Genomic DNA, 22,592 nt, shown 5'->3' with positions numbered 1-22,592 from the left:
CTTGTGAACGCCGGGGCGCTTAGTTACACCTTGGGGGAACGATCGAAAGGGATACCATGCGCATTGCACGCGATCTGGCTGATGCCATCGGCCACACACCTCTTATCCGCCTGAACCGCGTCAGCGAAGAGACCGGCTGCGAGATCCTGGGCAAGGCGGAATTCATGAATCCGGGCCAGTCGGTCAAGGACCGTGCCGCGCTCTATATCATCAAGGATGCGATTGCCCGCGGCGAGCTGAAGCCTGGCGGCACCATTGTTGAAGGCACTGCCGGCAATACCGGTATCGGCCTGGCGCTGGTGGGGGCTTCAATGGGTTTCAAGACGGTGATTGTGATCCCGGAAACCCAGTCGGAAGAGAAGAAAGATATGCTGCGCCTGGCCGGCGCCCAGCTGGTCCAGGTGCCTGCGGCCCCTTACCGCAACCCCAACAACTATGTCCGCTATTCCCAGCGCCTGGCGGAAAAGCTGGCCAAGACGGAACCGAACGGCGCCATCTGGGCCAACCAGTTCGACAATGTGGCGAACCGCCAGGCCCATGTGGAAACCACCGGCCCGGAAATCTGGGAACAGACCGGCGGCAAGGTTGATGGCTTTGTCTGCGCGGTCGGCTCCGGCGGCACCCTGGCCGGGGTGGCGGAAGCGCTGCAGCCCAAGGGCGTCAAAGTCGCTCTGGCCGATCCGCTGGGGGCTGCGCTGTACTCCTTTTACACCACCGGTGAGCTGGCCTCCGAGGGCAGCTCCATCACCGAAGGCATCGGCCAGGGCCGGATCACCAAGAACCTGGAAGGCTTCACGCCTGACTTCAGCTACCAGGTTCCGGATGCTGAGGCGGTGCCTTATGTCTTTGATCTGCTGCACGAGGAAGGCCTGGTACTGGGCGGCTCCTCCGGCATCAACATCGCCGGGGCTGTGCGTATGGCCAAGGACATGGGGCCGGGCAACACCATTGTCACCGTTTTGTGCGACTATGGCACCCGCTACCAGTCCAAGCTGTTCAATCCGGATTTCCTGCGGGAGAAGAACCTGCCGGTGCCAGAGTGGATGACGCATACGCCCGCGTCGATTCCAGGCGTATTTGAGGACGTATGACACCTATCATAACCGCTTTGCGGGTTGCTTTGCTGGGGCTGGTCTTCGCGGCCGGCCTCGCCTTGCCTGCGCTGGCTCAGCTGACAGCTGAATCCCGCGCCTATTACCAGGACTGGCTCAAGACCGCTGAACGCGCCGAGCAGGTGATCGACGCCAGGCGCGCCTCCAGCGCTGCGCTGGAGCAGCTGCGCAAGAAGCTGACCGATTACCGCCAAAGTTTCCTGGCGCAGCGGGATGGCAACAGCGACCGGGTTGAGACCCTGCAGGGCCAGCTTGACGCGCTCGGTGCGGCCCCTGGCGAAGGTGAAACCGAACCCGAGGACATCGCCGCCCTGCGTGAGGCGCTGAACACCGAGCTGGATCAGCTCCAGGTGCCGCGCACGGTGTCGCTTGTGGCCTACAGCCGGGCCGACGGGCTGATCGGTGAGATTGACAAGATCATCCGCGAACGCCGCACCGAGACGCTGCTCGAACGCGGCCCGTCGCCGCTCAACCCCGAGCATTGGGGGCCTGCGGCGCGCGCGCTGAAGCGGGCCGGGCAAGCGCTGTGGAATGAAACCCTGGCACAGGTGGCCAGTGCCACCACCTTTGAACGGGTCCGCAGGAACCTGCCCGCGATCCTCATTCTGCTGCTGTTTTCCGGGCTGCTGATTTTCCGCGGCCGCCCCTGGGCGCATTCGGCGGGTGACTACCTGCGCCAGTTCGGCAGCAGCGGCCGCGGCGTTTGGGGCTTCATCGTGTCGCTGTTGCAGGTCGGGCTGCCGCTGCTCGGGATCATCTTTGCGGTGGCGGCGGTGAACCTGGCAGGCCTCACCGGCTCGCGCGGCTCCTTTCTGCTCGATTTCGTGCCGGGCTGGGCGTTCCTGATCCTCTCCTTCCATTGGCTCGGCAACCAGCTGTTTGCCAGCAAGATCGACAATGACCTGATCCCGGTCCAGGAGGGGCGCCGCAACATTACCCGGCTGATGGTCGATGTGCTGGCCGTGCTGCTGGTGCTGCAGGACGCGCTGACCAAGCTTGGCGAATTCGAGAACATCTCTGAACCCGCCCATGCGGTGCTCAGCTTCCCGCTGATCCTGGCCGCTGCGCTGGTGCTGCTGCGGCTGCACCGCATCGGTGCCAAGCGGCGCAGGCAGCAAAGCGCCCAGGACGAGGAAGCCGAGGACGGCGCCATCGCGGCCGGGGCCGGGCATGTGTTCTCAATCGCGCGCCGCGCCATCTACCTGCTCGGCTTCATCTCGCCGCTGCTGGCGGTGCTTGGCTATGTGAACGCCGCCGAAGCACTGGTCTACCCGGCTGCAACCACGCTGGCGCTGCTGGCGGCGCTTCTGGTGCTGCACCGCTTCTGCGGCGATGTCTACGGCTGGCTGTCGGGCAAGGGTAGCGAGGCGCGCGAGTCGCTGTTCTCGGTGCTGATCGGCTTTATGCTGGCTCTGCTGGCGCTGCCGCCGCTGGCGCTGATCTGGGGCGCGCGGATCGCTGACCTGACAGAGCTGTGGTCGCAGTTCCTCAAAGGCTTCCAGTTCGGCGAAACCCGGATTTCGCCCACCGCCTTCCTGACCTTTGCGGTGGTCTTTGCCACCGGTTACGCATTGACCCGGGTTCTGCAGGGGAGCCTGCGCAACACGCTGCTGCCCAAGACCAAGATCGACCCCGGCGGCCAGAACGCGATCACCTCGGGCCTCGGCTATGTCGGGATATTCCTGGCCGCGGTGGTGGCGATCTCGATGGCCGGGCTGGACCTGTCGTCGCTGGCGATTGTCGCCGGTGCGCTGTCCGTCGGCATCGGCTTCGGCCTGCAGACCATCGTCTCCAACTTCGTCTCCGGTATCATCCTGCTGATCGAACGGCCGATCTCCAAGGGCGACTGGATCGAGGTCGGCGGGCTGATGGGCTATGTGCGCGACATTTCGGTGCGTTCCACCCGGATTGAGACCTTCGACCGCACCGATGTGATCGTGCCGAACTCGGACCTGATCTCCGGCACCGTCACCAACTATACCCGCGGCAACACCGTGGGCCGGGTGATCGTGCCGGTGGGCGTGGCCTATGGCACCGATCCGCGCAAGGTCGAGGCGATCCTGAAAGAGGTTGCCAAGGGCCACCCGATGGTGCTGCTGAACCCGGCGCCTTCGGTGGTGTTCCAGGGGTTTGGCGCCGACAGTCTCGATTTCGAGATCCGCGCCATCCTGCGGGACGTGAACTGGGTTCTGTCGGTGAAATCCGACATGAACTATGAAATCGCCAAACGGTTTGACGAAGAAGGGATCGAGATCCCCTTCATGCAACGCGACATCTGGATCCGTAACCCGGAGGCATTGGCACAGGCCGCAACGCCCGCTTCGGCCGGCACCGCCTTCGCCGAAGCCCCGGCTGCGGCCTCATCGGCGCCGCCGCCGAAGCCTGACCTGGATGATTTGCAGCAAATTCCCGATCAAGATGCCGATGGAGAAACGGATGCCGAAAAGTGACCTGCTGTTCCGCAAGGACGCCTATGCCCGGATGAGCGAAGCAACGGTGCTGGGCCATACGGAACAGGGCGGGCTGATCCTGGACCGCACCCTGTTCTACGCCACCGGAGGCGGCCAGCCGGGCGACAGCGGCCAGCTCTTGTGGGGCGATGGCCAATGCACAATCGCCACAACCGTCAAAGGCGAAGACGGTGCGGTGGTTCTGGTGCCGCAGGAGGGCGGGACGCTGCCGGCCGAAGGGGCCAAAGTTACTCAGGTGCTCGATTGGGACCGCCGCTACGGCTACATGCGGATACATACGGCGCTGCATCTATTGTCAGTGGTGATCCCGCTGAAGGTGACCGGCGGCTCAATCAGCGCGGATAAGGGCCGGCTGGATTTCAATATGCCTGAGGCGCCGCAGGACAAGCAGGCGCTGCAGGACCGGTTGCAGGCCCTGATCGACCGCGATCTGGAGGTGACCGAGGATTGGATCACCGACGCGGAACTGGAAGCGAATCCGCAGCTGGTGAAAACCATGTCCGTCTCGCCGCCGCGCGGGGCAGGGCAGGTGCGCCTTGTCCGCATTGGCTCCGGGGGCACGCAGATCGATCTGCAGCCTTGCGGCGGCACCCATGTGAAACGCACCGGTGAAATCGGCAGAATCCGCCTTGGCAAGGTGGAGAAAAAGGGCAAGCAGAACCGCCGCGTCTATCTGCATCTGGAGTCCTGAAAAAGAATGCGGGCCGGGGTGCATTTTTCCCATTTCGGGCCTTGCATTTCCCCCTGCTATCCTTCAAAAGCCCCCTCACGGAGAGGTGGCCGAGTGGTCGAAGGCGCACGCCTGGAAAGTGTGTAGGCGGGAAACCGTCTCCAGGGTTCGAATCCCTGTCTCTCCGCCATAACCCACATTGTTGACTTCAATCCCTTTCTGCAGGGCTGCCCTGACAGGGCGTCGAAAACACGCTGCGGCGGATGCCGCCGTGTCAACAGCAGGCCGGTCAGCGGACGCTTGCCGGTGGATTGACTAAAATCTTTAGCGTTATTTACTTTCTCCGCGGCGGCGCTGACCCTCCGCATCGGCCGTTTGATTCGAAAGAACGCTCTGACATTGCTGCCGCGCTGGGAAACAAACATTGGAAACGGCGAGGATTGAAATCAAATCCACGCTATTTTCCTTGGGGCTGCTAGCGGATGGAGCTGAAAGCCGGCGGTATCGCCACATTTTGCCCTTGTTTCCGTTTTGGCAACAAGGTCACGCCGTCAAGCAACGAATGCGGGAAATTTGTGGCGGAAATGCAAATTTAGGCGCCGGATTGTCACCGGTTTCAGAAACAATCAGTGTGGTCCAGCATCGGTTGCACAGCCTCAATTGGCCCGACGCGTCCAATGGGGGGAATTTTAGGCAATTTTTTGGCTTTGTGACCGGAGGTAGCTAACGTATGCATGTTTTAGCCCTTTGGGGGGGCGAGTTCTGCGAGCTGCTGGATTGTGGCGGATTGCTAAAATTTAGCTTAAGTCCCTGTGCTGATGATGTCTGCACACCACTGATCTGAGAGCTTCTGCTTATCGGCTGCACGCTGTTCCGGCGTGCACTCCAGAACGTTTGCGCGTTCTGGACCTCTCTCCGCTTGGGCTGGTGTTTTGACTGCGGTGTTCCGCATGGCTGTGCGGCTGTCCGGCAGGCCCGAACGATGGTCTTGGGGCAAGACCGGTGAGGAGAGAGTGATGGCGAAGAGTACCGATATGCCGAATGCGGCCTTGAACGGAATTGTCGAGGGAACCTCGGGGGATGACCTGATCAATGCGGCCTACACCGGCGATCCGGAAGGCGATATGGTTGATAACGCCGATGCCACCGACCCGGCAGCGGGGCCGGATGATGATGTCATCATCGCAGGCAGCGGCAATGACAGCATCTATGCCGGCTCCGGCGATGATACTGTCGATGGCGGCAGCGGCGATGACCTGATCCTGGGCGACGGCGTCTCCGGCGCCAATGAACCGGTCAAGATCACCATTTCCTCGACCAGTGCGGCGTTCCAGAACAAGGTCTTTGCCTACACCATCGATCCGTCAACCGGCGAGATCAGCAATGTCGTGATGCTGTCGCAGAATGCCAGTGCGGATGTCGGCGAGTCCTATTTTTATGATGCGCCCGCAGGCGCGGTTGTCGGCGTCGGCATCGTCAGCCCGCATGGCACATATTACTCTTCCGGCTATGGCGCTAATGCGGGCCTGAACCCTGACGGTCTGGATCACACCAAGGGGATCTATGAATTCCCGGACGGTTCCGTCCAGCTGGGTTTTGAAGATACCCGCGACCTCGGCGACAAGGATTTCAACGACGTCAAGCTGATCGTTGACCTCGGAATTTCCGGCACGACACTCGACACTGCGCATTTCGACTATTCCTCCGATCCGCAGGATCCGGTTGTGCCGGGCGACGACAGCCTGACCGGCGGCGAGGGCGACGACACCATTTTCGGCGGCCGCGGCGACGACACCATCGACGGTGGCGACGGTTCCGACTCGGTCGATGGCGGGGATGGCGATGATCTGATCGACACCTCCAAGGACAGCGGTCATCCGCTGCCGGACCGCGGCTTTCCGGGCTACACCGGCACCGACCCCGACATTCCCTTCATTCCTGCGGACGCCGACCCCTATGACGACCGGGATACCGTTCTGGGCGGTGCCGGCAATGACACCATATCCACCGGCGATGACGCGGACCTGATCTACGGCGGTTCGGGCATGGACGTGATTGACGGCGGCATCGACGATGACACCATCGATGGCGGCTCCAATGCAGACATTCTGACCGGCGGCGAAGGCTCCGACAGCCTGCTGGGCGGCGGCGGCAGCGACACCATTTATGGCGGGCTGAACCCGGCGTTCCCGGATGGTCTGAACATCACTGACGACGGCAGCGACGGCCGCCCCGCGGATCCGGACCCGACCAACGGTATGGACACGATATACGGCGGTTCGGGCAATGATCTGATCTTTGGCCAGGACGACGACGACGACATTTACGGCGGATCGGGCCATGACACCATTGACGCCGGTATCGACGACGACATTGTCCGCGGCGGCGCAGGCAACGACCTGATCACCGGCGGCCAGGGCGCCGATACCCTGTCGGGCGGCGCCGGGCGCGATACCTTCCTGGGCGGCGATGCCGGCGACGTGGTTGATGGCGGCTCAGGCGGCGATGATTTCGACACGCTGGACCTCTCCGGCAGCGGCCCGTTTGAGCTTGCGGGCGTCACCGTCGACGCGGATGGCAACAGCATCTCGGGCACCGTCAATTTCCTCGATGGCGACGGGGCTGTGACCGGTTCCATGACCTTTGGCGAGATCGAGCAGATCATTCCCTGCTTCACGCCCGGCACGCTGATCGCGACCCCGCTGGGGGAACGCCGGGTCGAAGACCTGCAGGCTGGCGACCGGGTGATCACCCGCGACAACGGCATTCAGGAAATCCGCTGGATCGGCACCCGCACGCTGCAGGGCCAGGAGCTGGACAGTGCTGCGCATTTGCAGCCGGTTCTGATCCGCCAGGGCGCCTTGGGCAATGGCCTGCCGGAGCGCGATATGATGGTCAGCCCCAATCACCGGGTGCTGGTCGCCAACGACAAGACGGCGCTGTATTTTGAAGACCGTGAGGTTCTGGTGGCTGCCAAGCATCTGACCGGGCTGGCGGGCGTCGATGCGGTGGAAACCACCGAGGTGACCTATATCCACTTTATGTTCGATCAGCACGAGGTGGTGCTGTCCGATGGCGCCTGGACCGAGAGCTTTCAGCCGGGCGACCAGTCCTTGCGCGGGCTGGACAACGCACAGCGCAACGAACTGTTCGAGCTGTTTCCGGATCTTAAGTCGGAGAAGGGCCGGGCCGCCTATTCCGCGGCACGCCGGTCCCTGCGGAAACACGAGGCGCATCTGCTCGTGCATTGAAAAATGCTGCTGCTGTTTTGGGGGAACCGGCAGACAAGAGCAAAGCGCAGGAAGGCAGGGCCATGTGCCCTGCCTTCTCTGCGTTCGGAGGGGGAGTGGAGGGATTAGCGGCGGCTGCGCCACTCCGCCCAGTCCGCGGGCGTGTCCAGATCGGTCAGCGCATGGTTTTCCGGCAGGGGCACCATCTGCAGCGGTTCGGAGGTCAGAATGCTGCGGGCACCCTGATCCCCGCTGAGGGTTTTCAGGGCGGCGAAACAGCGGCGTGGAAACAGCACCGGGTGGCCCTGGGTGCCGTCCTCGGAGGTTGCCCGCAGAACCGGGTTGCCGTCTCCGGGGAAATGCGCGGCGAGATGCAGCATGTCCTGGGTTTCAACCTCTGGCATGTCGGCGGGCAGGAGCATCACGGCCTCAGCCTCTGGCGGCAGTGCCGCGACCCCGCAGCGGATCGAGGCGGCCATGCCCTCATCCGCGCCGGGAACGGGTACCGGGATGGCGCTGCCGATGGCAGCCGCGCGCGGATGGGTGCTGCTGGGCAAGGTCACGAACACCGGCAGACCGGTAAGCGCCGCCCGGCGGCACATCAGCGCAAGCAGGGGCAGGCCGTCAACATCCTCCATCAGCTTGTCGCGGCCTTCCATCCGGGACGAGGCGCCTGCCGCGAGCAGGAGAATGGCGATGGCGGTCATGCGTTTCCGGGCCTTTGCACTGGGCCGCAAGGTCGGATGCCTCCGGCGGGAGTATTTTGGGAAAGATGAAGAGACGGGTCCAGGGAAAATCCATTAGGTCAGAGAGACTGACCGAATGTTTCGCGCGCGAAACATTCGGGTAAAAGGCCTGACCTATCCGTTGCCGGGTTGCCCTGAGGGCAGCGTACGCTGATCCGGCAACAGGGGGCAGGCAGGTCAGCACAACTGACCTGCCTGGGGGATGTTAGCCGCGCATCCGGGCGCCGTCGGCGTCGAACAGCGGTTCAGTGATCAGGCGGGCCTTGTACATCTTGCCGAGGATCTCGATCCCGACCTCAAGGCCTTCAGCTGCGCGGTCGGTGGGAACAAACCCCAGCGCGATGGATTTCTGCGCGTGATGCGAATAGCCGCCGGAGGTGCAGAAGCCCACGACTGCGCCGTCCAGCCAGACCGGTTCATAGGCGACCACATCGGCGTCGTCTGCATCGACTTCAAAAGCGCAGAGCCGCCGGGCGGGGCCTGCGTCGCGTTCAGCTTCTGCCGCGGCGCGGCCGATGAAATCCACCTCCTTTTTGAAAGAGATGAAGCGGTCCAGCCCTGTTTCCGCCGCCGTGTAGTCGGGCGAGAATTCCCGCAGCCAGGAGCCGAAGAATTTATCGAGCCGCAGGGACATCATCGCCCGCATGCCGAAGGGTTTCATGCCATGCGGCTGGCCTGCGGTCCAAAGAGCATCCCAGAGGGCGCGCTGGGAGAGCAGGTCGCAGTAGATCTCGTAGCCGAGGTCACCGGTGTAGCTGACGCGCTGCACGATGCAGTCTGCCATGCCCACGGTCAGGCGGCGCACATCCATAAAGCGCATGTCCGAGATGTCGGTGCGGGTGCAAGCCTGCAGCACTTCGCGGGCCTTGGGGCCTGCGATCTGGAAGCCATTGCGGGTGTCGGAGATGTTCTCGAGGCTGACGCCCGCGTCCAGGTTCTGCAGGAACCAGCGCATGTGATAGGCTTGGCTGCCGTAGGACGCGGTGAGCTGGAACTCTTCTTCCGACAGGCAGGAGATGGTGAAATCGCCGATCAGCCGGCCCTTGGGGGACAGCATCGGGGTCAGCGACAAGCGGCCCGGTTTTGGCACCCGGCCGGCCATGATGCGGTCGAGCCAGGCGCGGGCACCTGCGCCCTTGACCAGGTATTTGCCGAAGTTGTGGACCTCGTTGATGCCGACGGTTTCGCGCACCGCTTTGACTTCGCGCGCGGTGGCCTCGAACGCGTTGGAGCGGCGGAAGGACGGGGTCTCAAAACGCGGTTCGCCCTCAGCCGCGAAGTAGTTCGGCACCTCCAGCCCGTATTGCGCGCCCCAGACCGCGCCCATGCCATCAAAGATGTCGTACATCGGGGTGGTGCGGAACGGGCGGGCGGCGGGCAGCTCTTCGTTCGGGTAGGCGATGGAAAAACGTTTTTGATAGTTTTCAATGACTTTAGGGCGGGTGTAGCCGGGGGTGATCCAACCGCCGAAGCGGGCGCAGTCCATGGCGAAAGTGTCGCGCTCGCATTCGCCGGCCACCATCCACTGGGCCAGCATCAGGCCGACGCCGCCGCCCTGGGAGAAGCCGGCCATTACCGCGCAGGCGGACCAATAGTTGCGCATGCCGGGCACCGGGCCGACCAGCGGGTTGCCGTCCGGGGCAAAGGTGAAGGGGCCGTGGATCACCGATTTGACGCCTGCAGCCTCCAGCGCCGGGAAGCGTTTATAGGCAAAGTTGATGGAATCCTCGATCTTGTCGAAATCGTCCTGCAGCAACTCGTGGCCGAAGTCCCAGGGGGTGCCATCCACTGCCCAGGGTTTGCAGGGCTGTTCGTAGAAACCGATGCAGAGGCCGCGGCCCTCTTGCCTGAGGTAGCTTTCGCCGGCCGGGTCCATCACATGCGGGTGCTCGCCGCCGCCGTCGATGATTTCGGCAATCATCGGCACCTCGTCGGTGACGATATACTGGTGCTCCATCGGGTGCAGGGGGAAGTAAACGCCGGCCATGGCGCCGACCTCGCGGGCCCAGAGACCGCCTGCGTTGACGACATGTTCCGCGTGAATGGTGCCCTTGCTGGTGACCACATCCCAGGTGCCGTCGGGGCGCTGGTTGGTCTCGATCACCTTGCAGTGGGTCTCGATCGTGGCGCCGCCCATGCGCGCGGCCTTGGCATAAGCGTGGGTGGTGCCGGAGGGGTCGAGGTGGCCGTCGAGCGGGTCGTACAGCCCGCCGATGATGCCGTCGGTGTTGGTGACGGGGGCGATCTTCTTGATCTCTTCAGGGGAGACGATCTCGGTCTCAAGTCCCATGAAGCGGTGCTTGGCACGCTCGGCCTTCAGCATGTCGAAGCGTTCCTGGGTTTCGGCCAGGGTAACGCCGCCGACGTGGTGGAGGCCGCAGGACATGCCGGTGATCGCTTCCAGCTCTTTATAGAGCTTGATGGTGTAGCCCTGCAGCGCGGCCATGTTGGTGTCGCCGTTGAGCGTATGAAACCCGCCCGCCGCGTGCCAGGTGGAGCCGGAGGTCAGCTCCGAGCGTTCGATCAGCATGACGTCGGACCAGCCGAGCTTGGTCAGGTGATACAAGACTGAGCAGCCGACGACGCCGCCGCCGATAACTGCCACGCGGGTAGTGGTTTTCATGTGGGCCTCCCTGAATAGGTGTTGCCTGCATTCTGTACAGAAGTGAACAGTAGTCCAGCTAAAAAGCGGCACGGCGTGCCGCTTATTGACCGTCAGGCCAGGAAGGTCTTACGCAGAGGTGCGGAAGCGGCTGTTCTGGATCACAAATATCGTGGTGAGGGGGGCGGCCAGGAGGATCACGCCAACGGTGATCAGCAGTATGCCCAACTGGGAATAATCGGCGGGGGTGGTGATATTGCCTGCCGAATCTGTCACCTCGCGCGTCACCACGAAGATTTCGTTCAGGTACTTTGTGCCGAGGCTGGAGGCCGACAGCGCCAAGTTGGTGAAAGAGGCCATGACCGCAAAGAAGGTGGCCTTGAGCCCCGAGGGCGCGTTGCGGGCAATCCAGGCGAGCATCGGGATCATCGCGACCTGGCCGAGCGGGGATTCGACGGCGGTGTCGACAATGGCGATGAAGCGGGCGTCGACCACGCCGCCGGTCATTGCAGCGGTCCAGTGGTGGGCGCCGTAGTAAAGCGCGATATTGGGCAGGCTGAGGACAGCCTCGGTGATGGCCAGGAAGGCGACGATCCAGGCGATCGGGCGGCTGGCCATCATCGGGCGGAAGATCAGCATGCCCGCCAGCGTCAGTAAAGAGGTGATCAGGGCCAGGACAGACAGGAATTGCTGGTCGAACCCCAGCACGTCGATTTCAAACCAGGTGGCGCCGGGGCCGCGCAGGGGCGTGGCGCGGTAGACAAAGATGATGATGGCGGTGCCGACCAGGGCGCGGGCTTGCTCTGTGGGCAGGACCGAGACCAGCTGCCGCATCAGGAACAGCACAATCGCCATGGAACCGGCAAAGACGATTTCCTGCGAGTAGGGCACGTCGCCCAGGCCCACGGCGAGGGAGAGCGCAACAAAGGCGCCGCCGCCGAGGAAGTACCAGTGATTGGGGGCGACCGGTTCGCGCGGCAGTTCTATGCGGGCGCGGATTTCAGCCTCAGCCACACCGGCGCGGCGCAGCAGGGCGGTCTTGCGCCATTTCTGCCAGATCGCCAGGACCACACCGGAGAGGGAAATCACCGGGATCAGCAGGGCGAGACTGAAGACAAAGCCGTAAAGCGCGCCTTTTTCCGGCTGCTGCAGCGCGTCGGCACCGTCGAACAGGGCGACGTTCAACGCAGCGGCGGCGCTGGAGCCGCCGATCAGGGCAATGCGGCCGAAGGTCTGCATGGTGGTGTGCAGGGATTTGGTTTCAGCCTCGGACAGGGGGCGGCCGTGGTCATCGGTGTGGGGCACGGCCTCGACCGACATCGCGTCGGCCACTACATCCTGCAGCACATATCCGCAGGGGGCCAGCAGCGCGGCGGTGACATACCAGGCGCCCGGCGGCATCACGGCGCCCATCATGGCAGGTTCCAGCACGATGGCAGCAAGGATGCCATAACTGCCGGCCATCAGCCCGGCCCCCAGCAGGATCAGCAGGTATTTCCAGCGCCAGATCAGATCGACCAGATGCCCCAGCGGCATCTTCAGCGCCCATGGCAGGCCGACCCAGAACGCCAATCCCGCCAGAAAGGCGGCGGAAAAGTCCAGGTATTCCTTGACGAAAAACGATGCGGCGACGGTGGTGATACCCTGCGCGCCATAGGCAAAGTAGATCAGCAGCGGCGGCATGAAGGACCAGCGCAGCTGGCGGAACAGATCCAGGATGACGCTGTCGAACCAGCCCCAGGCCAGCTCCGCCGTGCGGGTCATGCGTGTGTCCCCGTCACGACAAGGGCCGGATCTTGAGGCCGGTCACCCGGTTGCCCTCGCGCTCGGTCACTTCAAAGCGGAAGCCATGAAAGGAGAACACCTGGCCCTTGGTCGGGATCATCTGCGCCTCGTGGATGACCAGCCCGGCGATGGTATTGGCTTCCTCATCCGGCAGGTTCCAGTCGGTGGCGCGGTTCAAGTCGCGAATGGTGGTGACACCCTCGACCAGATAGGAGCCATCTGCGGTCTTCTTGACAATGCTTTCCTCGTCGGGATCGAATTCGTCAGTAATTTCGCCGACGATTTCTTCCAGAATATCCTCCAGCGTGATCAGGCCTTGCAGCGCACCGTATTCATCGACCACCAGCGCAAAATGCGAGCGCATCCGCAGGAACTGGCGCATCTGTTCGTCCAGCGTGGTGGTTTCGGGCACAAAATAGGGCGCCTTGGCAATTTCGGAGATGTCAAAGGACGCGAGACGTCCGGCATCGCCGTCTGCGCCGCCGGCCTGTTCGTACATCGCCCGGAACAGATCCTTGGCATGGACCACGCCAATGATGTTTTCCTGCTCGCCGCGGAACACCGGCAGGCGGGTGTGCGGGCTTTGCAGGCATTGCTCAAGGATGGTTTCCGGTTCCGCATTCGCGTCGATCATCTCGATCTTGGAGCGGTGCAGCATGATTTCTTCGACAAAACGGTCGGACAGATCCAGCGCGCCCAGGATGCGGTCGCGGTCTTCCTTTTCGACCACGCCTTCGGAATGGCCCAGATGCAACGCGCCCGCGATTTCCTCGCGCACCGCCATGATATGGCTGTCAGGGTCGATCTGCACGCCGAAGATCCGCAAGACACCGCGCACCAGCAGCCGGACCAAGCCGACCACCGGCGCCAGCAGGGTGACCAGCACGCCGATCACCGGCGCAACGGCCGCCGCGGCCTTTTCAGCGTTGGAAATGGCATAGGTTTTGGGCAGCACCTCGGCAAACACCAGCACCAGAACGGTCATCACCAGGGTGGCCAGGGCGACGCCGCTTTCGCCGAAAGCACGGGTGAACAGGGCGGTCGCCAGCGAGGTGCCGAGGATGTTGACCAGGTTGTTGCCCAGCAGCACCGAGCCGATCAGTCTTTCGCTGTCCTCGGTGACGCTGAGCGCCTTTTGGGCGCCATGCGAGCCCTTGTCGGCCTGGCTGCGCAGTTTCCCGCGCGAGGCGGCGGTCAGCGCAGTTTCCGAGCCTGAGAAAAAGCCGGACAGGACGAGCAGCAGGACAATGGCCCCGGCAGTGGTCCAGAAGGCGCTGTCGAGTACGGTGGAGGCAGTGTCCATGTGGGGTCCAGAGATCCGGTCAGTTGAATGTTCGCTGTATTTATGGGGGTTTGCTGCAGGCGCTTCAAGTTCTAGCGGCGCTTAGCCCGCATCCTTGGCCAGCGGGTGATGCTGCAGCACCAGTTCCTGCAGGCGGGCGTCCAGCACATGGGTGTAAATTTCGGTAGTGGCGATGTCGGCGTGGCCGAGCAATGCCTGGATCGCGCGCAGGTCGGCGCCATTGGCCAGCAGATGCGTGGCAAAGGCGTGGCGCAGCGTGTGCGGCGTGACCTTGTCCGGAGAAACGCCGCCGGTGACCGCCAGTTCCTTGATCAGCAGGTAGAAGCGGTGGCGGGTCAGATGGCCGGATTTGCCGCGCGAAGGGAACAGGAAACGCGAGGCGGGCTTGCCCTTTGCTTCTCGTTCTGCCTCGGTGCTGTCGCGGGCGGCCAGCCAGACGGCCAGCGCTTCGCGCGCGGGCGGCGACAGCGGCACCATGCGTTCCTTGCCGCCTTTGCCCGTGATCAGCAGCATTCTGGGGTCGCCGCGGGCCGCGGAAACCGGCAGCGAGACCAGTTCGGTGACCCGCATTCCGGTGGCATAGAGCAGCTCCATCAGGCAGGTGTTGCGCAACCGGTCTGCGGTGCTGCGGCCGGTCTGGCGGGCGGCGTCGAGCAGGCGGTCGACCTCGATGACCTCCAGCGTTTTCGGCAGCCGCTTTTCGCGCCCCGGGCCGCGGATCTGGATGGCCGGATTGTCTTCGCGCCAGCCTTCTTCAAACGCAAAGCGGTAGATCTGCTTGGCGGCTGACAACCGCCGTGCCCGGGTTGACCGCGCCAGCCCTTGCGCGTCGCAATTGATCAGGTAGGCTTCGATATCGTCCTGGCTGGCGGTCAGGAAATCCAGGGTGCGGTGCTCCAGCCAGCCGGCTAGGTCCTTGAGGTCGCGGCCATAGGCCAGAAGCGTGTTCTGCGATGCGCCGGCTTCGGCCGCCTGGGCGTCGAGGAAGGTTGAGATCCACTGGAAATTGTCCCGGGGGCGCGCCATGTCACTGATGCTCCAGCAGCATCAGCTGCAGGGCGGCGCGGCGGGCGGTGTCCTCCAGCCCGACAGCGCGGAAAGCGGCCAGCGCCGCGGTCAGGTCGCCGAGATTGCCGTCGGCACCTTGGGCAAACAGCACCATGCTGCGCAGGATCGCTTCGCCCAGCTGGCCGTTGTTCAGCATTTGCCGGATCGCGGGCGGCACCGGGGCCGTTGCGTCAAACCCCAATGATATGGCTTCAGCCATCGCCGACGGGGCGGCCGCGTCACCAGGCCGGCCCTGCGCCAGGGCTGCAAGGAACGGGTCGATTGCGCCGGCAGCCTGGGCATCATGCGCGGCCAGTTCATAAGAGGGCGACAACAGGCGGATGCGCCAGGCCAGCGCGGCGGTCTGGCCGTTCAGGCTTGCGCGCGCCAGCGGTTCGCCGAAGAGGTCGGCAAAGACGGTTTCGGTGCCCGCCTGCTGCATCGCCTCCCAGGCGCGGGGCAGGGAGCGGTCAATGGCGTCCGCGTTGCCGGAGCTGAGGTCGCTTTCCAGCTGCTGGACCGCTGCAACCCGGTCCCAGATGCCGCCTGATGCGGCGGGTTTGCGGGCGCTGAACAGGCCAAGATACTGATTGGGGTTGAGCGCCCCGCCACGGGCCAGCCGTTCGGCCGCCGCCAGCTGCGCCTTCCAGCCGGCAATGTCGCGCAGATCCGCTGCGGCAAAGGCCGGCGGCAGGGGCGCGGTGGGCATCGCTTCGCCAATGGTCTCGAAAAGGCGGAAGGTCAGCGGATCCGGGTCCGCGGGGCGGCGCAGCGGCGGTGCCAGCTCGAACAGATCGGGGTTCAGGAAGCGGTCCAGCAGCTGCATATGGTTTTCGGGCAGCAGCTCCAGCGCGTGGGCGGTTTCCATCATCAGCGCCGCGGTTGGCCAGTCGCTGCGCCGCGCCGCGCAAAAGATCCTGGCGGCATAGCTGTCTGACAGATGCGGCGAGGCCGTGAGCGCGGCGCAGGAGGCGTCCTCGCTGCCGGTCAGCAGCGTGGCGTCAAACCAGCGGGTGAAGCGGTCCTTGCTGTCCGTGGGCCCTGCATGTTCAACCAGTGCCTGGGCGGGATCTGTGGCCCCCAGCGCCAGCAGCCGGTCCAGCCGGGCCAGAAGAATCCGGTCGCCTGCGGCAGGTGGCGGGCGGGTTTCCGACAACAGCAGGGTGAACAGCAGTGCCTGCATCGCCGGGCTGCCGCGCACCGGAACGGTTTCAATCAGATGGGTGATGTCGCCGGCAGCGCTGCCGCGCCACAGATCGGCCGGCAGGCCGGTTGCCGACGCCGGGACCAGCCCGATGGGAGGCACCAGCGTTTCCAAAGGTGTGACCGAGACTGACGGGAATGCAGCCGTGCCCGCCACCGGCGGCTCCAGCAGAACAATGCCGGGCAGGCCGCTGCGCGGCGGCGGCTGGTTCAGCCAGTCAATTGCCGCCAGGGGTTCATTGGCAATGGCACTGCCGGCCAACATCACCCCGGCGGCAGCCGCCTTAATCCGCATTCAGCACCACCGGTTTGCGCACCTCGGTGCTGGGCGCGCGGAAATCCGCACCGAACCACGGCCCCACATATGCATAGCCCACCAGCCCGATTGCGGCCAGAACCGCCAAATAGACCAAGTACTTAATCAATCGCCTCATGGTACATCCAAAGCCTGTTTCCTGCTCTTTTGCCCAAGTTATATATTCCCTTTTCCGCAAGATCACGTCATTCACTGAAGAATGAGCGAAAAAGAGCAAGACAGAGGCCAGAAGGCAGCAGGCCCGGTGCCGGGGAAACTGAAGAAGACCATCGTGATGGTGGGTATGATGGGGGCCGGCAAGACCGCCGTGGGGCGCGCGCTGGCGGCCCGGCTGGATGTGCCTTTCCTGGACAGCGACCACGAGATCGAGGCCGCAGCCAATATGACGATCCCCGAGATTTTTGCCCGCGATGGCGAGCCGTTCTTCCGCCTAAAGGAACGGCAGGTGATCGCCCGGCTGCTGGAAGAGGAACGCGGTGTGCTGTCGACGGGCGGCGGCGCCTTTCTGGCGGAAGAAAACCGCAATGTGATTACCGCCAAAGGGGTCTCGGTCTGGCTGCAGGCCGATCTGGATGTTCTGTGGAACCGGGTGCGCCACCGCGACACCCGGCCGCTGCTGCGCACGGCTGATCCGCGTGCGACCCTCAGCGGCCTGTTCCGCGACCGGGTGCCGCTTTATGCAAAGGCAGACCTGACCGTCGTTTCGGACGGCCAGGCGGCAATTGAAACCATGGTTGACCGGGTGCTGGAAGCCTTGCAGGCGCGCCCCGATGTATTGGAGTGGACATGATGGAACGCAAGGTTCACGTGCCTCTGGGCGAGCGTGCCTATGATGTGGTGATTGCGCCCGGGTTGCTGGCGCAGGCGGGGGAGCGGATCAAGCCGCTGCTGAAGCGGCCGCAGGTGGCGGTTGTGACAGACGAAACCGTGGCGGCAAAACATCTGGAGGGATTGCGCGCCGGGCTGGCCGCTGCAGGCATCGAGATGACCGCGCTGGCGTTGCCGCCGGGCGAGTCGACCAAGGGCTGGCCGCAGTTCAGCCGTGCGGTCGAGTGGCTGCTGGAGCAGAAGGTTGAGCGGGGCGATGTGGTTGTCGCCTTCGGCGGCGGCGTGATCGGCGATCTGGCGGGCTTTGCGGCTGCGGTGCTGCGCCGCGGGGTGCGGTTTGTGCAGATCCCGACCTCGCTGCTGGCGCAGGTCGACAGTTCGGTGGGCGGCAAAACCGGCATCAACGCGCCGCAGGGGAAGAATCTGATCGGGGCCTTCCATCAGCCGTCGCTTGTCCTGGCCGATACATCCATTCTGGAAACACTGACGCCGCGCGATTTTCTGTCCGGCTATGGCGAAGTGGTGAAATACGGGCTGCTGGGGGATGCGGATTTCTTTGCCTGGCTCGAAGAGCATGGTCCTGCACTGGCTGAAGGCGATGTTGCAGCGCGGGTCGAGGCAGTGGCGCGGTCGGTCCAGATGAAGGCCGACATCGTGGTGCGTGACGAGACCGAACAGGGCGACCGGGCGCTGCTCAATCTGGGCCATACCTTTTGCCACGCGCTGGAGGCGGCGACGGGCTATTCCGATCGTCTCTTGCACGGCGAGGGGGTGGCCATCGGCTGTGCCTTGGCGTTTGAGCTGTCGGCCAAGCTGGGGCTGTGTTCCCAGGAGGATCCCAGCCGGGTGCGGGCGCATCTGAAGGCGATGGGAATGAAGACTGATCTGGCCGATATTCCGGGCGATCTGCCGGGAGCGGAGGTGCTGCTGGAACTGATGGGCCAGGACAAGAAAGTGGTCGAGGACCAGCTGCGTTTCATCCTGGCGCGCGGCATCGGCGAGGCATTTGTCACCGGCGACGTGCCGCCCGAGGCGGTGCTGGCCGTGCTGCGGGACGCTGGGGCGTAATCAGCGCAGACATTCCGAAAAGAAAAGGGCAGCCGCGGGGCTGCCCTTTATTTTATGAGTTCCGTTTCTTAGAACGGGATTTCGTCGTCGTCGATGTTGTGCGAGGCGCCGCCGCCGAAGCCGCCGCCCTGGCTGCCGCCGCCGCTTTGCGGGCCGCTGTCATAACCGCCGCCGTAGCCGCCGCCCTGGCTGCCGCCGCCATAGCCGCCGCCACCCTGGCCGCCACCACCGCCGCCTTCGCCGCGGCCGTCAAGCATGGTCAGGGTTGAGCCGAAGCCCTGCAGGACGATTTCGGTCGAATACCGGTCCTGGCCGCTTTGGTCCTGCCATTTGCGGGTCTGCAGCTGGCCTTCGATATAGACCTTGGAGCCTTTGCGGAGGTACTGCTCGGCGACGCGCACCAGGCCTTCGCTGAAGATGGCCACGGAGTGCCACTCGGTCCGCTCGCGGCGTTCACCGGTGTTGCGGTCCTTCCAGTTTTCCGAGGTGGCGATGCGCAGGTTGCACACCTTGCCGCCATTCTGGAAGCTGCGCACCTCCGGGTCGCGGCCCAGATTGCCGATGAGCATGACTTTGTTGAGTGAGCCGGCCATAAGGTTCCGTCCTTTTATTCCTGAATGTCCTGTCCAGCACCGGTCCGGCGCGAATCCGTCCGGGCTGCTTGGTCGGCACAGTATAGACCTGTGCAAGGTGAGGAAAGCAGCTCTATGGGGATGCTTTTGCAGGAGTTCGCGGTGCCGTGACGGCGGATTGCGCCAGTGTTGCTTTAAATTTCTGCTGTATCCGTTATATTCGCGCAAAGTGGGACAGTGTTGGGACAGCGGAAATGCGCAAAGTCGTTGCGGGGCTGGTGATTGCCCTGGTCGGGGCAGGGCAGCCTGCCGCCGCCGAAGTTTTGAGTACCAAGAACCGGCGGGATTTGTTTTCCGCCCACACCAGGGTTCTGGATGACCGCGCGGCCACGCAGTACAGAAACTCTACCCGGCTGCAGCCCAAGACCTATCAGATACCTTCAGCCGCGGGCACGCTGCCCTACAGCGGCAAGTACCGCGGCCAGTACCTGAAACTGGCACGGGTGGCCGCGCGGCAGCACGGTGTGCCCGAAGATCTGTTCCTGCGCCTGGTGCAGCAGGAAAGCAATTGGAACCCGAACGCCAAATCGCACAAAGGTGCATTGGGCCTGGCGCAGCTGATGCCTGCCACCGCGCGGGCGCTGGGGGTCAACCCGGCGGTGCCGCAGCAGAACCTGGAGGGCGGGGCGCGGTATCTGGCGCGGCAGTTCCGCAAATTCGGGTCCTGGCGGCTGGCACTGGCGGCCTATAACGCTGGTCCGGACGCGGTGAAGAAATACGGCGGGGTGCCGCCGTATAAGGAAACCCAGAACTATGTGAAGAAAATCTGGGGCAGCTGACGCCTGGCTTGGTTAACCTGCCGGCAAGATCCCTTAATGCCGCGTTAACTCCGCCGCACTGTCACGCATTTGCCTTAATTTTTCATGAATCTGCCCTCAAGTTCTGGAGGGAATGACGTGTATATCAACAGCTTTGACGAGCGCATCAACCGGATTGACTGGCAGCCGAGCGCGGTTCCAACGCGGCAGATGATTGACAGTGTCCTGGCCAGCCGCCGGCCCCGGCAGCCGCGCAGTGCTGTGCTGAGCCTGGCCGGCGCTATTGCCGGCATTCTGATCGGCACTGGCCTTAAGGGTATGGCTTTGGCCGGATCCCCTTGGGGACCGGAAACAGGCCTTGCCGGAGCTATCGGCGGCAGCCTGGCGCTGACCGGCCTGGCGGCCTCGGTATCGGCTGCCCTGATTGCTGCGGCCAAAGGGAAAGAAGCACCGCGGCTGATGCAGTTCGCTTCGATGAACCTTCTGATGATCGTGGTGCTGCTGTTGAGCTGAACAAGACGGACCCCGTGGGAGTGGGGGTGGGAAGTGGAACCCCATGCGTTGCCGTAAGAGCGGCGCATGGGGTCTTGCTTTGCCGCGTCTGGCCTTGGCAGGCAGGACCAGTCCTGGCGGGCGTGTGACGCGCAGAGGCGCCGCACCTGAAATGGGCGCCGCGGCCTGATGAGGCCGCGGCGCAGTACTGTCTGTCAGCCTGACGGGAAGGAATTATTCCGCGGCGACCTTGATCACCGGCGTCATCCGCTTCAGCACCTCGTCGCTAAGGTGGCATTTCACCTGATGACCGTCTCCCAGCTGGCGCTGCGGCGGCACCTCGCGCTCGCAGAGGTTGCCCGGCACCTGGGACTTCCAGCGGCAGCGGGTCTGGAACGGGCAGCCCGGCGGCGGGTTCATCGCCGATGGGATGTCGCCCTCGAGCACGATGTGCTCCTTTTCGACCGAAGTATCGGCAATCGGCACCGCCGACAGCAGCGCCTCGGTATAGGGGTGGTAGGGGGGCGCGAACACCTGATCGGTGGTGCCCAGCTCCACCACATGGCCGAGATACATAACCATCACCCGGTCGCTGAGGTAGCGCACGATGCTGAGGTCGTGGGAGATGAACAGCAGCGTGGTCTTTTCCTTGCGCTGGATCTCCATCAGCAGGTCAGTGACGGCGGCCTGCACTGACACGTCGAGCGCTGAGACCGGTTCATCTGCCACCACGATGCGCGCGCCGCCGGCAAAGGCGCGGGCGATGCCGACACGCTGCTTCTGGCCGCCCGACAGCTGCCGCGGCATCCGGTCGGCAAAGGCACGCGGCAGTTTCACCAGATCCAGCAGTTCCAGCATCCTCTTGCGCCGTTCGGCTTCGGAATTGCCGATGCCGAAGATTTCAAGCGCCCGCATGATCTGGCGGCCGACGGTCATCGACGGGTTCAGCGTGTCGAACGGATTCTGGAACACCATCTGCACGTCGGAGATGGTCTTGGTGTCGCGCTCCTCGATCGGGATCTGCTCGATGTTGCGGTTGTCGAGCAGGATCTGGCCTTCGGTGGCGGTTTCCAGCCCCATCAGCACCTTGGCAAAGGTGGATTTGCCGCAGCCGGATTCGCCGACGATGGCGAGGGTCTCGGATTCGCGCGCCTCGAAGCTGAGCGTCTCGTTGGCCTTGACCACCTTCTTGTCGCCGCCGCCGAACAGGGCGTTGGCTGCAACCTCATAATATTTCTTGAGGTTTTCCATCTTGAGAACAACTTTGCCAGGCGCTGTTTTCTCTTTTTGCTCGCCCAGTGTAATCGGGGCGTTCCAGTCGATCTCCTGGAACCTCAGGCAGCGGGTCTCGTGGCGGTCATTACCATGCACCGGCAGCATCGGGATCACCTGGTCGGCATCGCAGCGGCCCTGTTCGAAGTAGTCGCAGCGCGGTCCGAAGTTGCAGCCGGGCGGGCGTTCGTGTGGCAGGGGGAAATTGCCGGGAATGGCCACCAGCGGGCGTGAGTTCTTGTCGGCGCCCGGCAGCGGGATCGAGCGGAACAGCGCCTGGGTATAGGGGTGCTGCATTTCGTCGAAGACGTCGTGGATCGAGCCGCGCTCCACCGCCTCGCCGGAATACATCACGCACAGCCGGTCGCAGGTTTCCAGCACCAGGCCGAGGTTGTGGCTGATGAACAGCATCGAGGTGCCGTATTTCTTACCCAGATCCTTGACCAGTTCCACCACCGCGGCCTCAACCGTCACATCAAGTGCGGTGGTGGGTTCATCCAGGATCAGCAGCGACGGTTTCGACATCAGCGCCATCGCAATCACGATCCGCTGCTGCTGGCCGCCCGACAGCTGGTGCGGGAAGGAGTTCAGCATCCGCTCCGGGTCGGGCAGGCGCACGTCGGTCACCACTTCCAGCGCCCGTGCCCGGGCTTCCTTTTCGCTGACGCCCTCGTGGATCATCGGCACTTCCATCAGCTGCCTGCCGATTTTCATCGCCGGGTTCAGCGAGGCCATAGGCTCCTGATAGATCATCGCGATCTCATTGCCGCGGATGTCGCGAAGCTCTTCCCTGCTCATCTGGGCCAGATCGCGGCCCTTGAACTTGATGGTGCCGCCGACAACGCGGCCGTTCTTGCCAAGGTCCTGCATGACACCCAGCGCCACGGTGGATTTGCCGCAGCCGCTTTCGCCGACCAGACCCACCGCCTCGCCGGGCTGCACGGCCACAGAAAAATCCATCACCGCTGGGATTTCACGCAGGCGGGTGAAGAAGGAGATCGACAGCTTTTCAATCTCGAGGATCGGGCCGTCGTATTCTTCCATTTTGCTCATATTC

The 22,592-nt window shown here is 63.7% G+C and carries 17 protein-coding genes and 1 tRNA gene; 9 read left to right on the top strand and 9 right to left on the bottom strand.

What is annotated here, in order from left to right:
- Positions 1 to 56: 56 nt before the first annotated feature.
- The 5 genes from METH_RS09875 to METH_RS09855 all read left to right on the top strand — a co-directional run bounded on the left by METH_RS09875 (position 57) and on the right by METH_RS09855 (position 7,504).
- Positions 57 to 1,091 carry a cysteine synthase A gene (locus tag METH_RS09875; RefSeq protein ID WP_024090320.1) on the top strand — a complete coding sequence of 345 codons (1,035 nt, stop codon included), beginning with the start codon at positions 57 to 59 and terminating at the stop codon, positions 1,089 to 1,091.
- A complete protein-coding gene (locus METH_RS09870; protein ID WP_024090319.1) occupies positions 1,088 to 3,562 on the top strand; it encodes a DUF3772 domain-containing protein in 2,475 nt (824 codons plus the stop codon). Before METH_RS09875 ends, METH_RS09870 begins: the two co-directional genes overlap by 4 nt.
- A complete protein-coding gene (locus tag METH_RS09865) occupies positions 3,549 to 4,274 on the top strand; it encodes an alanyl-tRNA editing protein (RefSeq protein WP_024090318.1) in 726 nt (241 codons plus the stop codon). The genes METH_RS09870 and METH_RS09865 overlap by 14 nt, the downstream gene beginning before the upstream one ends.
- A 79-nt stretch (positions 4,275 to 4,353) precedes the next feature.
- Positions 4,354 to 4,443: transfer RNA gene (locus METH_RS09860), tRNA-Ser, on the top strand.
- Positions 4,444 to 5,269: 826 nt separating this feature from the next.
- Positions 5,270 to 7,504 (top strand): Hint domain-containing protein, encoded by a 2,235-nt coding sequence (locus METH_RS09855; protein WP_024090316.1) that lies wholly within the window; start codon positions 5,270 to 5,272, stop codon positions 7,502 to 7,504.
- 104 nt (positions 7,505 to 7,608) lie between these two features.
- Here the strand turns inward: METH_RS09855 and METH_RS09850 are convergent, their stop codons facing one another.
- The 7 genes from METH_RS09850 to METH_RS24310 form a co-directional block, all read right to left on the bottom strand.
- Positions 7,609 to 8,190, bottom strand: coding sequence for a nucleotidyltransferase family protein (locus METH_RS09850; RefSeq protein WP_024090315.1), 582 nt, complete (start codon positions 8,188 to 8,190; stop codon positions 7,609 to 7,611).
- A 244-nt stretch (positions 8,191 to 8,434) separates the two neighbouring features.
- Entirely contained in the window at positions 8,435 to 10,852 is a 2,418-nt protein-coding gene (locus METH_RS09845; RefSeq protein ID WP_024090314.1) for a GcvT family protein, read from the bottom strand.
- A 108-nt stretch (positions 10,853 to 10,960) separates the two neighbouring features.
- Complete coding sequence (locus tag METH_RS09840; RefSeq protein WP_024090313.1) at positions 10,961 to 12,595, bottom strand: MFS transporter; 1,635 nt, start codon at positions 12,593 to 12,595, stop codon at positions 10,961 to 10,963.
- Between the two features lie 13 nt (positions 12,596 to 12,608).
- Positions 12,609 to 13,919 carry an HlyC/CorC family transporter gene (locus tag METH_RS09835; protein ID WP_024090312.1) on the bottom strand — a complete coding sequence of 437 codons (1,311 nt, stop codon included), beginning with the start codon at positions 13,917 to 13,919 and terminating at the stop codon, positions 12,609 to 12,611.
- Between the two features lie 81 nt (positions 13,920 to 14,000).
- Positions 14,001 to 14,945, bottom strand: coding sequence for a site-specific tyrosine recombinase XerD (locus METH_RS09830; RefSeq protein ID WP_024090311.1), 945 nt, complete (start codon positions 14,943 to 14,945; stop codon positions 14,001 to 14,003).
- Position 14,946: 1 nt separating this feature from the next.
- Positions 14,947 to 16,464, bottom strand: coding sequence for a hypothetical protein (locus METH_RS09825; protein WP_024090310.1), 1,518 nt, complete (start codon positions 16,462 to 16,464; stop codon positions 14,947 to 14,949).
- On the bottom strand, positions 16,454 to 16,603 hold the full coding sequence (locus METH_RS24310) for a hypothetical protein (RefSeq protein WP_024090309.1): 150 nt from the start codon (positions 16,601 to 16,603) through the stop codon (positions 16,454 to 16,456). Before METH_RS24310 ends, METH_RS09825 begins: the two co-directional genes overlap by 11 nt.
- 81 nt (positions 16,604 to 16,684) lie before the next feature.
- Between METH_RS24310 and METH_RS09820 the strand changes: the two genes are divergently transcribed.
- Positions 16,685 to 17,275 carry a shikimate kinase gene (locus tag METH_RS09820; RefSeq protein WP_024090308.1) on the top strand — a complete coding sequence of 197 codons (591 nt, stop codon included), beginning with the start codon at positions 16,685 to 16,687 and terminating at the stop codon, positions 17,273 to 17,275.
- Entirely contained in the window at positions 17,275 to 18,381 is a 1,107-nt protein-coding gene (gene aroB, locus METH_RS09815) for a 3-dehydroquinate synthase (RefSeq protein WP_024090307.1), read from the top strand. Before METH_RS09820 ends, aroB begins: the two co-directional genes overlap by 1 nt.
- A 68-nt stretch (positions 18,382 to 18,449) precedes the next feature.
- On the opposite strand, the gene ssb is transcribed toward aroB, so the two are convergent.
- Positions 18,450 to 18,974: a single-stranded DNA-binding protein gene (gene ssb, locus METH_RS09810; protein ID WP_024090306.1), complete on the bottom strand. Its 525-nt coding sequence runs from the start codon at positions 18,972 to 18,974 to the stop codon at positions 18,450 to 18,452.
- A 233-nt stretch (positions 18,975 to 19,207) separates the two neighbouring features.
- Between ssb and METH_RS09805 the strand changes: the two genes are divergently transcribed.
- Both METH_RS09805 and METH_RS09800 read left to right on the top strand, forming a co-directional pair.
- Complete coding sequence (locus tag METH_RS09805) at positions 19,208 to 19,792, top strand: lytic transglycosylase domain-containing protein (RefSeq protein WP_024090305.1); 585 nt, start codon at positions 19,208 to 19,210, stop codon at positions 19,790 to 19,792.
- Positions 19,793 to 19,981: 189 nt separating this feature from the next.
- Positions 19,982 to 20,284: a hypothetical protein gene (locus METH_RS09800; protein ID WP_342667094.1), complete on the top strand. Its 303-nt coding sequence runs from the start codon at positions 19,982 to 19,984 to the stop codon at positions 20,282 to 20,284.
- Between the two features lie 213 nt (positions 20,285 to 20,497).
- On the opposite strand, the gene METH_RS09795 is transcribed toward METH_RS09800, so the two are convergent.
- Entirely contained in the window at positions 20,498 to 22,588 is a 2,091-nt protein-coding gene (locus METH_RS09795; RefSeq protein ID WP_024090303.1) for a dipeptide ABC transporter ATP-binding protein, read from the bottom strand.
- Between the last annotated feature and the right edge of the window lie 4 nt (positions 22,589 to 22,592).

Origin of the sequence: Leisingera methylohalidivorans DSM 14336, from assembly GCF_000511355.1 — a bacterium.
Taxonomy (GTDB): Bacteria; Pseudomonadota; Alphaproteobacteria; order Rhodobacterales; family Rhodobacteraceae; genus Leisingera; species Leisingera methylohalidivorans.
This window is presented reverse-complemented; position numbering and strand designations above follow the sequence as displayed.

Excerpts from the sequence above, each read along its gene's own strand:
- METH_RS09820 (WP_024090308.1), top strand. The coding sequence starts at position 16,685 with ATGAGCGAAAAAGAGCAAGACAGAGGCCAGAAGGCAGCAGGCCCGGTG.
- METH_RS09850 (WP_024090315.1), bottom strand. The coding sequence starts at position 8,190 with ATGACCGCCATCGCCATTCTCCTGCTCGCGGCAGGCGCCTCGTCCCGG.
- METH_RS09835 (WP_024090312.1), bottom strand. The coding sequence starts at position 13,919 with ATGGACACTGCCTCCACCGTACTCGACAGCGCCTTCTGGACCACTGCC.
- METH_RS09830 (WP_024090311.1), bottom strand. The coding sequence starts at position 14,945 with ATGGCGCGCCCCCGGGACAATTTCCAGTGGATCTCAACCTTCCTCGAC.
- METH_RS09805 (WP_024090305.1), top strand. The coding sequence starts at position 19,208 with ATGCGCAAAGTCGTTGCGGGGCTGGTGATTGCCCTGGTCGGGGCAGGG.
- METH_RS09800 (WP_342667094.1), top strand. The coding sequence starts at position 19,982 with ATGATTGACAGTGTCCTGGCCAGCCGCCGGCCCCGGCAGCCGCGCAGT.
- METH_RS09865 (WP_024090318.1), top strand. The coding sequence starts at position 3,549 with ATGCCGAAAAGTGACCTGCTGTTCCGCAAGGACGCCTATGCCCGGATG.
- METH_RS09855 (WP_024090316.1), top strand. The coding sequence starts at position 5,270 with ATGGCGAAGAGTACCGATATGCCGAATGCGGCCTTGAACGGAATTGTC.
- METH_RS09825 (WP_024090310.1), bottom strand. The coding sequence starts at position 16,464 with ATGCGGATTAAGGCGGCTGCCGCCGGGGTGATGTTGGCCGGCAGTGCC.
- METH_RS09875 (WP_024090320.1), top strand. The coding sequence starts at position 57 with ATGCGCATTGCACGCGATCTGGCTGATGCCATCGGCCACACACCTCTT.
- METH_RS09870 (WP_024090319.1), top strand. The coding sequence starts at position 1,088 with ATGACACCTATCATAACCGCTTTGCGGGTTGCTTTGCTGGGGCTGGTC.
- aroB (WP_024090307.1), top strand. The coding sequence starts at position 17,275 with ATGGAACGCAAGGTTCACGTGCCTCTGGGCGAGCGTGCCTATGATGTG.
- METH_RS24310 (WP_024090309.1), bottom strand. The coding sequence starts at position 16,603 with ATGAGGCGATTGATTAAGTACTTGGTCTATTTGGCGGTTCTGGCCGCA.
- ssb (WP_024090306.1), bottom strand. The coding sequence starts at position 18,974 with ATGGCCGGCTCACTCAACAAAGTCATGCTCATCGGCAATCTGGGCCGC.
- METH_RS09845 (WP_024090314.1), bottom strand. The coding sequence starts at position 10,852 with ATGAAAACCACTACCCGCGTGGCAGTTATCGGCGGCGGCGTCGTCGGC.
- METH_RS09795 (WP_024090303.1), bottom strand. The coding sequence starts at position 22,588 with ATGAGCAAAATGGAAGAATACGACGGCCCGATCCTCGAGATTGAAAAG.
- METH_RS09840 (WP_024090313.1), bottom strand. The coding sequence starts at position 12,595 with ATGACCCGCACGGCGGAGCTGGCCTGGGGCTGGTTCGACAGCGTCATC.